9 protein-coding genes are annotated in these 14048 nt (G+C 43.1%); 2 read left to right on the top strand and 7 right to left on the bottom strand.

Annotation, left to right across the window (positions count from 1 at the left end; all coding sequences use genetic code 11):
- On the top strand, positions 1-1277 hold a 1277-nt coding region (locus tag F6K52_RS07790; RefSeq protein ID WP_293076086.1), incomplete at its 5' end, for a CHAT domain-containing protein.
- Positions 1278-1556: 279 nt separating this feature from the next.
- Here the strand turns inward: F6K52_RS07790 and F6K52_RS07785 are convergent.
- From F6K52_RS07785 to F6K52_RS07770, 4 genes are all read right to left on the bottom strand, one after another.
- Positions 1557-2957: a CHAT domain-containing protein gene (locus F6K52_RS07785; protein ID WP_293076084.1), complete on the bottom strand. Its 1401-nt coding sequence runs from the start codon at positions 2955-2957 to the stop codon at positions 1557-1559.
- A gap of 948 nt (positions 2958-3905) precedes the next feature.
- Positions 3906-4823, bottom strand: coding sequence for a spondin domain-containing protein (locus F6K52_RS07780; RefSeq protein ID WP_293076082.1), 918 nt, complete (start codon positions 4821-4823; stop codon positions 3906-3908).
- Between the two features lie 495 nt (positions 4824-5318).
- A complete protein-coding gene (gene bchI, locus F6K52_RS07775) occupies positions 5319-6380 on the bottom strand; it encodes a magnesium chelatase ATPase subunit I (protein WP_293076080.1) in 1062 nt (353 codons plus the stop codon).
- 72 nt (positions 6381-6452) lie between these two features.
- Positions 6453-7235: a DUF429 domain-containing protein gene (locus tag F6K52_RS07770; protein ID WP_293076078.1), complete on the bottom strand. Its 783-nt coding sequence runs from the start codon at positions 7233-7235 to the stop codon at positions 6453-6455.
- Between the two features lie 254 nt (positions 7236-7489).
- Between F6K52_RS07770 and F6K52_RS07765 the strand changes: the two genes are divergently transcribed.
- Positions 7490-7705, top strand: a complete 216-nt coding sequence (locus F6K52_RS07765) for a hypothetical protein (protein ID WP_293076076.1) — start codon at positions 7490-7492, stop codon at positions 7703-7705.
- A gap of 40 nt (positions 7706-7745) precedes the next feature.
- On the opposite strand, the gene F6K52_RS07760 is transcribed toward F6K52_RS07765, so the two are convergent.
- The 3 genes from F6K52_RS07760 to F6K52_RS07750 all read right to left on the bottom strand — a co-directional run bounded on the left by F6K52_RS07760 (position 7746) and on the right by F6K52_RS07750 (position 14030).
- The gene (locus tag F6K52_RS07760; RefSeq protein WP_293076074.1) at positions 7746-9989 is read right to left on the bottom strand and encodes a nitrate reductase; all 2244 of its coding nucleotides are present in this window, start codon (positions 9987-9989) and stop codon (positions 7746-7748) included.
- 448 nt (positions 9990-10437) lie between these two features.
- Entirely contained in the window at positions 10438-11958 is a 1521-nt protein-coding gene (locus tag F6K52_RS07755; RefSeq protein WP_293076072.1) for an MFS transporter, read from the bottom strand.
- Between the two features lie 695 nt (positions 11959-12653).
- The gene (locus tag F6K52_RS07750; protein WP_293076070.1) at positions 12654-14030 is read right to left on the bottom strand and encodes a CmpA/NrtA family ABC transporter substrate-binding protein; all 1377 of its coding nucleotides are present in this window, start codon (positions 14028-14030) and stop codon (positions 12654-12656) included.
- Positions 14031-14048: the final 18 nt, after the last annotated feature.

The following is a 14048-nucleotide window of genomic DNA, read 5'->3' as shown; positions in this document are numbered from 1 at the left end:
GCGATCTCACCGAAGCAGTTAATACTCTCAAGTCTATACGTAGTGACCTAGTAGCTGTTAACCAACAGGTAAGGTTTACCTTTCGAGAGAGTGTCGAGCCAGTTTATCGAGAATTCGTGCAATTACTGCTGCAATCAGATAGCAGAAATTCCAATCCCGACAACTTAGAAAAAGCGCGTGGGATCATTGAATCCCTACAGTTAGCCGAACTAGATAACTATTTTCGCTCAGCCTGCTTAAATGCTACTCCTGTAGTCGTTGATCAAGTCATTGACCAAGCTGATACCAAAGCAGCATTAATTTATCCGATTATACTGCCAGAAAGCGTGGATATAATTATCCGCTTACCCCAACAACAACTGCTTCACTATAGAACAGAGCTTCCCCAAAACCAAATTGAATCTACACTCGAAGAGCTGCGTGAAATCTTACCCCAGGTTCATCGACGGGCATCTTTAGGAATGTCGCAGCAGGTATACGATTGGATAATCCGACCCATTGAGAAGGATTTAGCTAACTCTCAAGTAGACACCCTAGTATTTGTGCTTGATGGAGCCTTGCGCAATATTCCCATGGCAGCACTCCACGACGGTAATCAGTATTTAGTCGAGAAGTATAGTATAGCGCTAACTCCTGGACTAGATTTAATGAATCCCCAGCGCTTAGTCAGGGAAGATATCAGAGTGCTAACGGCTGGGTTATCTGAATCCCGTCAGGGATATAATTCTTTGCCATTTGTAGAAGTAGAGCTAGAGAAAATTAAGGCTCAAGTTCCTAGTGAAATCCTCCTCAATCAGGACTTTACTGAAACCAACTTTGAAAATTCTGTTGAAGCAGATCCTTTCCCAGTAGTACACATCGCCTCCCATGGTAAATTTAGCTCTGAACCTGAGAAGACGTTCATTCTGACCTGGGATAGTAAGATAAATGTTACTGAGTTGAAGGACTTACTGCAAACCACAGACCTACGGCAACCCACTCCCATCGAATTACTGGTGCTGAGTGCATGCGAAACAGCAACTGGGGACAACAGAGCAGCTCTGGGTATAGCTGGTGTAGCCATAGAAGCAGGAGCACGTAGCACCCTTGCTACTATGTGGGCGGTCAATGATGAAGTCACAGCTGTGTTAATGAATCGGTTTTACCAGGAACTTACTGACAAATCAATCTCAAAAGCTGAAGCCCTCAATCGCGCCCAAAAATCAATTTTACAAGACCCAAACTATGACCATCCTTATTACTGGGCTCCTTATCTAATGGTAGGGAATTGGTTGTAATAGCTAATATAGCAATTCTACGACTTTTGAGGTACAAATTTATGGTTTTTAGGGAGCAGGGAGCAGGGAGCAGGGAGCAGGGAAGATGGAAAAAATAATGTGTACCTCATGAGTCCTAGAAACGCTATATCATGTTCCGTTGAACACGTTGAACACTTATAAATAGTAGGTAATAGGGAACAGGAAACAGCGATGTAAAGTTGCCAAAAGCCCCTCTGCTCCCTGCTCCCTGCTCCCTGCTCCCTATTTCAACAGTTAATTTTACTTTTGTCGGACTACTTACCAAGGATTACCAACTACAGTAAAAGCCGCCCAATAATAGGGATGGGATAAATCTTCATAGTTGAGAGATGCTAGTTCTGGAGGTAAAGATACATTTGGTAAATCAGTAACACTAGCCAAACTTACCTTTTTTTTCAACATCCCAATCTGAGCTTGTCGCAAGGCTTCAGCCTTAATTGGTACAGTCTTAAGAGACCGATAAAATTCACTCATCAGCACTAAGGTTCCCCCATCGCTGACATACCATAAACTAGCGACTGCTGACTTGACATTGGCGCGGACTGCTAATCCTGCAAAGCCTAACTCAGCTTCTTTATCTCCGATAGCAGTGCGACAAGAACTCAGCACCAATAATTCTATTGTTGGTGATTGCCAACGGAATTTAGTGAATTCCTCTAAAGTCAGTTTACTATCCCAAAACTGAATATAAGACTTGCTTGGTTTTCCCGCTTTGAAGTCTGAATGAGTTGCCAAGTGCAGGATTTTATAATTCTTATTAGATCGCTGTTGCCACTTTAGATTATTTATGGTAAAATCATTGTTCAAGAAAGATTTACCTTGCCAAGGATATTGAGTGATAACAGATAACTCTACCGGCACAGCAGGTAAAGAATTGTGTTCATTAAATTCTGATGCCCCCATAGCCAAAACTTGGGAATTTTTCAGATTACTATAGACAGTATCTGTTAATTTAAAGGCCGGAATCAGGGCTAAGCTATACTTTTCCACCAGAAACTCTTGGCCATCATGTAAGGCAGCAAAGGGCAGGTGGCGTAACCCTCCACCTAGGCAAAAAATTAGATTATCGATACCTTGAGTTTTAAGGTATGGTTCCAATGGCTCAATCATCCACTGATAGAGTTGCTGAGCTACTGGTAGATAATCTTTAGTGTGTCTACGAATAGGATGAGTAATAGTGTCGATAAACTCTTCCACTAGGCTCAACAGAGCTTCCTGATTAGCCGTCGAGACACGCTTGTGAATGGGCTTACCTTCTGGTGTAATTAATACCAGCTCTAGTTGCTGCGATCGCGGAACCATGTAGATAAGACCAGGCTTTTGACCAGTTTGATTGCTGATTTTGTCAAGAGTATCAGCAATTTCTTCCACAGTGATGGATTGCTCAGGAAAATTGATGTTGAGGTGGTGCTGATATTGTTTTTCCCAAGTTTGTTCAATTAAAGGTACAGCTTCTACTACTTGGTTGTTGTCCAGGGCTTGTCCAAAGTTGGGGGGATTAACAGCTGGTGATTGAGCAATAGTTTGAGTAAGAGCATTGGAGCCAGTGTGGTTAGACATTGGCTCAGTGACTTGTGCTTGCACCGAAAGAGCACTGATAGTTCCGGTGAAGTGTAGTGTTGCTAGCAACCAGCTAAAGCTACTCGCTATTCCTTTCATAGTTACCTCACGGAGAAAAGCAAACGTAAGTATTTAGGATTATCCTGACTAGGATTAGCTGAAAGCTAAACGCTAAACGCTGAATACTTACGAGTACAATGAGCACAATTGACAGCAGATGGCTGAAAAATCCAGCTGTCGAAATAGTCAATCTTTCTTAAAGCAAAGCATATAGCACTACGCATTCTTCGTGTTTGACATTGATACAAGCACCAAAAGCTGTTGTAATCAACTTTTGCATGCATGCCTCTTGCCTCTTGCCTTGCGCGTAGCGCTATAACAGCAATCCTATAGGGAAAGTGAACAGTGATCGGTCTGACCCAAAACTGCCCAACTGAGAACTCAAAACTGAAAACTCAGGACAGGAGTAGTGTTCACCTAGGAATTAGGATAGCTAATTAGGATTGCTCTATACTACCTATCACCCTTAACTTGGTTATTTATGCCAGGAGTTGAATAGTGTTGTGAGTCAACCAGGCTAGTCAGGGCAAACGCATTTAAATTCTAGAAGCCTTACTCAGAAGGGATGCAGTGCGGCGCACTGCATCCCTTGATTAAATCAGGAAAAAAACCTGAAACTCTTTCCCCTTCTGCCTTCTGCCTTGCTGTTGTGCAATTTAAATGCACAACAGCTTAGTGTGTCACCGATACTTTTTAGCTACCAAAATCTACAAATCAGATTTTGGCTCACTAATGCAAGCTGGATTTTGCCAGCCAGGGGGTATCTCCCAAGGCTAAACCCGGACTATGCCCGGCTTAGCGCATAAATTTGATTCCACTATTGACAAAAAACGCAACCCTTAAACCCTTGGTTTTCGGCTTTAATGTAAGTCGCAAAGTATCTCTAATGAAACTGAATCTATGTTTAAAGTCTAACACATCTTTGTAGATAGTGCAACATTCTTGGAGAAAATCCTTAACAGTTGCCAGCCCCTTCAAACAAAAAAGTTATCTGCTGCGACCAACTCGACGACGTAATATTGATAAACCACCTAGTAATAACAGTCCTGTAATTGTGGCTGGTTCTGGGACTTTTTCAATGGTAATCCGGGCTACCTGAAAACCTGGTGTGGTGAAATCAGCATTGGCAAATAATCCATCTCCAAAATCTAAAATACCACCGCTACCTGCTGGTAGAAAACCAGGATGAGGCAGAACAACACCGTTTTCATCAATACCATTCCCAACTTCAGCAAGAGTAAATGGTACATTCAAAGGACTCTCATCGTTCACTTCTGTACCAGCATCCCAAACCTGGTCACCTAGAACAATGAAGTCTGCACCAGTAAATTTACCATCAGCATCAAAGATGGCGATTGGGTTATCGTTAGCAATAAAAGCGTCATTACTAGGGATGTACATTGCACCGTAGCTGAAGAAGGAGTTGCTAGCTAAATCTTCATCCAGCTTGATTTTTGTCGAGACAACATCCCCAGGGAAAAGACCTAGAGGGCTATCTAAATCTACAACTATACCTTGAACACCACCGTTTTGAGCAGCAGCACTGTCAGCAAACAGACCAGCAATAAGTGAACTTTGGGGTGGGACATTGTTGGGATCAAGACCTAGTTCTATCAAGGATTCAAGTAGACCAGGAACAGTAGCTTCAAGACCTGTGATCGCATCTTCTGCTATGGTTTCTATTCCAGAAGAAGCAGATTCGCCAATATTAAAACTATCAAAACTACCATCATGAAAACCAAACCAAACAGGAGTGACAACACCACCATTTTCTGGTGTCAAATTCTCAACAGTTACCTTAAGAGTCACAGCGTTTGCCGTTGAGGCTATGCTCACTGTTGAGCCAACAGTAAGTAAACTAGCTAAGAAAACTGCCTGGTTTTTTAAAGCTTTGATTCCATTCATAATTACTAAGTTGAATGAACTATTTATTGCTAGCTTTAAATTATTACAATCAAATTCCTTTATCAATCTATAATTAAAAAGCTTTATGGACAAAATAATTTGGATGGATATTTAGTAAAGTTATGACAAATGTGAAAATAATTTCAAGAGAGTAAAAATAGTCCTATTAGTAAAGTTATGACAAATGTGAAAATAATTACAACTGAACTAAAAAGTTCAGTTGTAAAATAGTACAACTCAAACTCTCTTACTGTAGGGGATGTAGCGATTGAGTTCCATAAATTATGTGCCCATGTAGGTTTGAGCTTGATTCTCGCAATCAAGCGGAAATGATCTCATATGCTGCTACAACCATACCGAGGGTAGACTTAGGGGCAAGTCTTCAACCCTGGCATCCAATACCTACCTGCTGAGTTTTTGCGATCGCATTGGGACAATATCACCGATTACCCATTAACTATTACTGATTAATCATTGCGCTACAGTAAATTAATCTTATTCAGCTGCTTCAACCCCAAAAACACGGTTAAAGGATTTCAGCACCTTATATCCTGAATCAATCGACTCCAGGGGGTCTTTACGCAAACGGTGCCGTAAACATAAGGTAATCACCCGGCGGATATCATCCACTGTCACTTCAGTTCGTCCTTCAAATGCAGCCAGAGCCTTAGCCGCACGATTAGTGACAATATCACCCCTGAGTCCATCTACATCCAGTTCTGAGCAAACTTCTGAAATATTTACCCGAAAGTCATAGTCCATTTCTACTTCAGCAAGTCGCTGTTGAGCCATTACTATCTGTTTCTGTAACGCTTCTTGCTCAGATTGGTGCTGTTCAACATATTGGTTAGGATTTTGATCAAACTCTCCCCGTTCTTCCACAATTTTGACTCGCAGCACTGGTTCTTTGACCGTACGGATTTCCGCGTGCATCCCAAAGCGGTCTAGTAACTGGGGTCGTAATTCTCCTTCTTCTGGGTTACCAGAACCTACTAAAACAAAGCGAGCAGGGTGGCGAATAGATATACCTTCCCGTTCTACAGTATTCCAACCACTAGCAGCGGAGTCTAATAGTACATCCACTAGGTGGTCATCTAGCAGATTAACCTCATCGACATATAGGATACCTCGATTAGCTTTAGCCAAGAGTCCTGGTTCAAACGCTTTGACCCCTTCAGATAAAGCTTTTTCAATATCAATGGTGCCACAAACTCGGTCTTCGGTTGCCCCTAAGGGTAAATCTATCATGGGAACTTTTTTCTTGACCGAAGTCCTGGATGCAGCTGTTCCGTTACCATTGCCCATCCAGTCAGGATCCTTAGGGTCACTGTTGAAGGGGTCTTCAGCAACTACATCGATTTCTGGTAATAAATCAGCTAAGGCACGAATAGTAGTAGATTTGCCTGTGCCGCGATCGCCCATGATCATTACTCCCCCAATTTTGGGATCGATCACATTTAGGAGCAATGCCAGTTTCATTTCTTCTTGACCGACAATGGCGGTGAAAGGAAACACTAGGCGGCGAGTAGTCTTGGGCGCTTGGGCAGTAGGACTCACTGGGATTACTTAATTGTTATGGTTGGTTTTTCTCGACGATTACCATTTTGCCATAGTGCGTGCCTTGAGTTTTCATAAATCTTTTCCCTTTTGCCCGTCTTGGTTGGGAGCAGGAATAACAATATACCCAGTTGTTACATCTCCTAACACCAAGTTAAATTCAGTTCCCCAATACCACCAGTGAGCTCCTACATAGGCGCAGATGATGCTATCTAGCTGGTCTTCAGCCGCTTTGAGCGCTTTACCTGTAGTGGGGATTTGGGGCAGAAATGAACTGCAAAGACTGGAAGTAAGGGGTGAGGATGATAGGGAGTTGAGAGCAGGGGTGAGGGTGGGTAGGGTATCGAGAATATATTGACGAAGTTTGGTTAGTTCAGCGTGTCGTTCGCTTAGTTTGCCTTTTTTGTATTTGAGGATGCGATTGAGGTTGAATAGCTGGACAATGGCGGGATGGGGAAAAACTTCAATTTGGTAGCGCCCTAGTTTTTGGGGAGTGATGGTTGGGGCATGGATAAATTGCCGTTGTTCTAGGCTCAGGCTAAATTCTACGGTGCGCTGGGCGAAGGGGCGCTGGAGGTTGGCGGGATAGCACCCGGCATGATAGCGACCAAAGTATTTGTGGGTCAGTCTATCCGGTAGGCGCATTCCTGTAGGGTTGGGAATCAGGGTAGGAGCGTCTACTGCTACCATGGCGGGTTCTGGAGATGGGGACCAATGGTCTATCCAGTTCAGAATATCTGTGATTGACTCTTTGCGGTCTAAATCTAGCAGGTTTAGGGTGCCAGCAGACCAATCTAAGCAACAAAGGCCAGTTGCTCCAGAAGTCCAACCGAGATCTATGCCTATAAACTTCATTAATTTACTCTATTTCACAAAAATTAATTAAATTCAGTAACTAATGTTACTTTTTATGTTTTATTTGGTAAATCTAGCTACTTTTTCGAAAAATTTTTGTATGATTCGAGATGTCAAGGATTTTAGTGCATCAAAAAATACCAAGTTGCAGACGGTCCCTGCAACTTGGCATGAATAGGAACAATGCACTGCATCCTCAAAGACAACAGTGAACTATCCACATATTCGTACACATCTATTCTGAGGTTTTAGTCATGAGCATGCAAGATCTTAGTAGCACAACCCACTCCCATGTTGTAACTACACACTGGCAGCATCCCCTCAGGATGACTTTCCTGATCGTTTTGTGCTCCTTTGTGATGGGCTTAGTGCCGTTTATGTCTATTTCCAATTTTTCCCAGACACAAAACGAGACTCCAATTACCCTTGGTGAGGCAGGTGTTTGGGAAACTCTCTCAGAGCGCAATTAATAAGGGAAGGATTAAACTTTTAACCTTAAACTTTTAAAAATCAACTAAAAACTTTGAGCTTTTGTAAAATCGGTGTTCCTAATGGCTCTTGATTGGGATTTTGCGATCGCATACTCTCAGTTTCACTGATGGGCACCAAGTTGACAGCACAGGCTTTTAATTCTGGTTCCAGGGAAATGGGACAAGATTCGGGATGGGTCAGAGCATTAGCTTCTGCCTGATTTGCCCACAAAGCTCCCCAGTGCATGGGGACAAACACTGTACCAGGAGTAATAGCTTTAGTGACTTGAGCTTGGAAGCGGCAAGTTCCGCGACGCGATCGCACTTCTACCCAACCCCCATCTTGAATCCCCAGCTTCTGGGCATCACGGGGATGAATTTCTAGTAACGGATTGGGGTACATTTTGGTGATTTTCTCAATCCGTCCGGTGCGGGTTTGGGTGTGCCAATGACCATATAGTCGGCCACTGGTCAGCACCAAAGGGTAATCCTCCGACGGGGGTTCTGCCAGTCCTTTAGAATGGAAAGCGGCAAATTTTGCCTTGCTATCTGGCGTATTGAATCGGAAGTCAGTATAAAGCCGTTTGCCAGTATTGCTGATTGACTCAGAAGACTCTTGATTTTGGAACTCCTCTGGGCAGGGCCATTGAATCGGACCGTCTTTGCGTAAGCGTTCGTGACTAAGTCCGGTCATGTCACAAAGTCGTCCACGGGTCAGTTGCACAAATTCCCGATAGACAGCGGCAGAGTCAGTAAAGTCAAATTCTTTAGTAAAGCCAAGGCGACGCCCTACTTCCGCAAAGATTTCCCAATCCGGTCTGGCTTCCCCTGGTGGATTACGGAATTGGGGGCAAAGGGTGACAACTCGCTCAGAGTTAGTCATAGCGCCAGTCTTTTCACTCCACTGGGCTGCTGGGAGCAAGACATGAGCATAAGCAGCGGTTTCAGTCGGGTAGTAGGCATCTTGATAGACAGTGAAAGAGGATTTTCTTAGGGCTGCCTTAGTTCGTTCAATATCCGGCATACTCACAGCTGGGTTAGTAGCAGCAATCCAAAAGAAACCGACTTCTCCTGTTTCTAGACCTTTGATCATGCTCCAAGCATCAAGACCAGGATTGGGGGAAATTGTCCCTGGATTGAGTTTCCATAATTGTTCCACCTCACTACGGTGTTGGGGATTCTTTACTACCCGATAACCCGGTAAGATGTGAGCCAGTCCCCCAGCTTCCCGTCCTCCCATCGCATTAGGTTGACCAGTTAGAGAAAATGGTCCTGCTCCTGGTTTACCAATGTTGCCTGTCATCAGGTGGAGATTAATGATGGTGCGGACTTTAGCAGTACCTTCTGAAGATTGATTAACCCCCATTGACCACAAAGACAGGACACGCTTCGATTTTGCCCAGTAGCGAGCGGCTTGCTCAAGTTCATGCACCGCTATACCACATCTTTGAGCAACGATATCCGGTGGGTAGTTGATAATTACCTGAGCGTATGCGGAGAAGTCGCTGGTACACTCCTCAATAAATTCCGTGTCCAGTTTACCCGAGCGCAATAGTAAGTGAGCAATACCATTGAGTAAATCAATATCAGTACCCGGCTTAATCGCTAGATGTAAATCAGCTACTTCAGCGGTAGACGTGCGGCGAGGGTCTACCACTATCATTTTAACATGACGATGCTTTTTGTGATGCTTACGCAGACGGTTAAATACGATGGGGTGACACTCTGCTGTATTAGTCCCAATCAAAAAGGCACAGTCAGTTAATTCTAGATCGTCATAGCAGCAGGGAGGTCCATCGGAACCAAAACTTTGGATGTATCCAGCTACAGCTGAAGACATACACAGGCGGGAATTAGCATCAAAATTATTGGTACCGAGACAACCTTTGAGCAATTTCTGAGCGATATAGTAGTCTTCGGTTTGAAACTGACCCGAACCGTACATACAAATTGCTTCTGGTCCTTGGGTAAAACGAACCCTCTGAATCTGATTGACTACTCGGTCTAGGGCTTCATCCCAACTCACTCGCTGAAATGGTTGATCTAGGGAATCCCGCATCATGGGATACTTGAGGCGGTCTTTCTCCAAAGACTCACTAACCGTAGCACCTTTGACACAAACCATACCCTGGCTTGAGGGATGAGAGCGATCGCCTCTGACTTTCCAAATCGGATTCCCTTGACTATCTCGATAGGTAGCACGACCCGAAGCAGCTGGAGGCAATACTTCCAGACCACAGCCAACCCCACAGTAGGGACAGAGTGTCTTAGCTGAGTCAGTCATGATGTTTTCCCCCAATTATTTTTTTTTTTTTGAGTATTTTTAGTATATCTTGTGACTATATTACAGATTTTTTCAATTAATTTATGATTAATATTTCTTATATCAACTATCAGTTATTTATAACAAACGTTTAGCTAAACTTAATCATAAATTAGTTAATCAATTAGTTAGCTAGTTAGTAGTTAGTTCGCGCTTATTAGTTACCATCTTAAGGTTTTTCTACTAGCAATAATATCCTTCCAGAGGATTTTGCCAAGGTTTTCATTAATTCAAAATCTGGCTGAGTCTTGAAGAGCTGCTAGCTAAATGCTAAAAATTTTTTTTTCCTTGTTTGAGAAGCGATTATTTCCTAGAGTTTGGGGCAATCTTGATTAAGATTGCCCCACTTCTATCTACGTGTTTTTCAGCCATCTAGTGTAGATTGCTTTCAACTAGACCCACCAAGTAACTAGTTCATCAAGTCTCCAGTTTCCATGGCAGCTGGGCTAGGAGTAGTAGAGTATTCTTCTTCCCCTTCATGGAGCTCAGCAAAGGAACCCTTAGGTTCTTTCAAGACTAGGAAGCACAGGAAGGCAACAATCAAAGCTGAAACACCCAACATCTGGAAGAATATACGGTTACCCACATCTCCTGCTGGCAATAAACTAAAGATAGTCAGGTAAGCAACAGCACCAACGTTTCCGTAAGCACCCACGTTACCAGCCACCTGACCGGTGATCCGTCGTTTCACCAGAGGTACGATAGCAAAGGTAGAGCCTTCTCCAGCTTGGACAAAGAAGGAACAAGCCATGGTCAGCAGTACTGCACCAGGAAGCCACCAGCCTCCTTTCACCGTACTGAAAATGAGATAGCCAATACCCATACAGAATGTTAGAACTGCCATGGTCATCTTGCGGCTACCCAGTTTATCAGAGATTAAACCACCACCAGGACGGGACATCAAGTTCATGAAGGCGTAACTAGCAGCAATCATCCCGGCTGCTTGTTTACTCAGTCCGAAGGTGCCTTCAAAGAAGGCAGGGAGCATAGAAACTACAGCCAATTCAGAACCGAAGTTAACAACATAGGTCAACTCTAGAATGGCAACTTGAGAAAAATTGAAGCGGTCTTCAGGAGGATAGCGCTTACGACCTGCTAACAAATCTTTGTTAACTGCCCAGCAGTTGTAAGCTTGGAACAGATACAACCCAAGTAGACCAGCCCAGACAATGTAAAGAACATTTTGCTCGAAAAAGCCGACTTTATTCAAACGCCAAGCTAGGACACCAAGAATGATGGAGAGAGGAGCATTCATCAGCATTAGAAACCAGAAGTCTTTTTTGGTGGTGACTTCCATTCCTCTGGCGCTTTTGGGCTTCTGATAAACTTTGCCTGGGGGAGTATCTTGGACGTTAAAATAATATAGGATACCATAGAGAGCAGCGATAATCCCAGTACCAGCAATGGAAAAACGCCAGTTCAGACCTGGACTGCCAAAGGCTAAAAATGCGGCAATGGTAGGTAGGGTAAAGGCTGCTGCTGCAGAACCAAAGTTACCCCAGCCCCCGTAAATCCCTTCGGCTAAACCAATTTCTTTGGGAGGGAACCATTCTGCCGTCATCCGGATGCCAATCACAAAACCTGCACCTACGATACTCAGTGCCAAGCGGCTAATCACCAGTTGGCTAAAGTTCTGTGCGCAGGCAAAAGCAATACAAGGTATTGCTGCATACATCAGCAACAGGGAGTAGGTGATTCTTGGTCCGTATTTATCTAACAGCATCCCGATGATGATACGGGCAGGCACTGTCAGGGCAACGTTACAAATTGCGATGGTTCGGATTTGACCTACTTCGAGACCGAAGTCTGATTTTACCTGTGTTGCTAGGGGAGCTAAGTTGAACCAGACTACAAACGACAGGAAGAAAGCAAACCAGGTCATGTGGAGGATTTTATACCTACCACGAAACGACCACATTTCTGCGAGCATCTATATACCTTTCCTCTACTCAAACTACGAAAACAGAAGATTCACGCACCAACAGCATGAGCCATTACAGCTGAACATTTGGGTTGATTTAGTCTCCTCCGAAAACTACTTCAAAGAATCCCTGTCAAAACAATCCAGCTGATATGTTGCTATCAACTTGCTGACTGATTAAAGTTACCTATTAGTTTGAATACTATAGCTTATTCTTTTAGAAGAATTCTTTCGGAATTCATTGCTACAGTAATCGCCCATAGATACTACTTTTTTGAAGTTAACTTAATACTATTGTTCAGGTACTAATAGTGACACCCTTAAAACATAAATTTCGTATGATTTGTTACAAATTGTTTATTGCTTTGAAAAAAATGCATAATTTTAATTCAAAATTTACATCTTAACCAGAAATAAAATTGGAGTGTTACTTAATTCTCAAATGAATTGAGGATAATTGGTAATGGGTAATTGACGATTTACCACTCACGGAACTATACTTAAAAGTATTTTATTGCTTTTAGCTGCATGACATTATTAATCAGCTAATGTGATGGGAGCTATAGGCGCATAAGAAGCTTAGAGACTTTCAATAGATAAAATCTCTAAGCTTCTTTATGTCGTTTATGTCGGCTTATTTACGTAGGCTTTTTTAATTGGTCGATGGTTGGATCTTAGTTGATTGATAGCCAATAGCTGAAGGGTTAATTCACACCAGCAAACAGCTGAGAACGATCAGCTCGGATATCGAAACCATTGAGGTAATTAACTGGCTGACTAGGATCAAATGCTCTTTGATCCACAAACACATCAGCAGGTTCAACCCTCATACGCTCACTAGGTAGATCGATTTCCAACGCCTTGGCCACCTCTTCATAAATTTTCACCGGATAAATCCGGTCGATGATTTTATCAGCATCCTTGGGATATTGACGTCGGTTAATATGACGCCAGCGAATCATTTGGGTTAGCAGCCAAACACCATGGGAGCGCCAAGGATAATTAGCATGATTGGGCTTTTTCAGATAGTCTGTATCTTGGAAATGAAATAAATTGAAATCAGGGATTGCTTCAAATCGGTCTTTCTGGTCAAATCCACCATAATTATAGTTGCCCAGTAAAGAACCTTCTATATACTTTACCTTAGTGTCGATGTATTTGCTCCTAGATATAATCTGAGCAATTGACTGGCGATTTTCTAGTTGGTCGCAATACTGACAAGCTTCCAAAACAGCTGCTACCAAGGCTCGGGCGGTTTTGGGATGTTTTTCTGCCCAAGGTCCCATGGTTGCGAGTATTTTTCCTGGATGACCTTTCCAAATATCCCGATTTACATAAACAGTAAATCCAGCCTGGTCTACAACTGCTCTTTGGTTCCAGGGTTCATCTAAACAGTAGCCATCTACTATCCCAGCTTGGAGTTTGTATACCATTTGAGATGGTGGAAACTCAATGAGCTTAATCTGTTTCTCGGGATTAATCTCCATAGCTGATAGCCAGTAGAGAAGGGTATAGTTTGCCATGGAGTTGGTCAAGTCTATCCCTACCTTGAGGGGCTCGCCTAATTTTTTAATATATTTCCTGTAGGAGTTTGCAAAATCTTGGAAATTATAGTACTCCGTTGAAGGACGAATAGCACCTTGCCAAGCTTTTTTGGAAAAGGTAATTCCAGCACCATTGCGATTGAGCATCATTAGAGATATCACTGGTGCCTTGGCTGAACCAAAATTGGTTAGCATTGGCAATCCAAACAAGGCAACGCAGGCATCGATACCCCATGATAGTAAGTCTTTGTGAACCGCTGACCAGTCAGGATATTTCTTAAGACCTACATTCAGACCATAACGCTGAAAAAATCCCTTTTCTTTGGCAATTATTAAAGGAGTAGATTCAATTACAGGAACAAAGCCAATGGTGAGGTTAGTCTTCTCCAACTTACCAAAGTTAGCCGGAGGTCGTTGAGTTGGCTCAGAGGAGCGATCGCGTTTTGGGAAATTGAATAGATTATTTGAGCTACAGGCACTAAAGCCACATCCTACTGTGGCATACCCGATGTATTTAAGAAACTGGCGGCGCTCCATATTGTCGTCTAGGATTAA

This window comes from Moorena sp. SIO3H5 (assembly GCF_010692395.1).
Taxonomy (GTDB): Bacteria; Cyanobacteriota; Cyanobacteriia; order Cyanobacteriales; family Coleofasciculaceae; genus Moorena.
The sequence above is the reverse complement of the archived record's forward strand: the minus strand, read 5'-3'. Positions and strand labels throughout refer to the sequence as shown.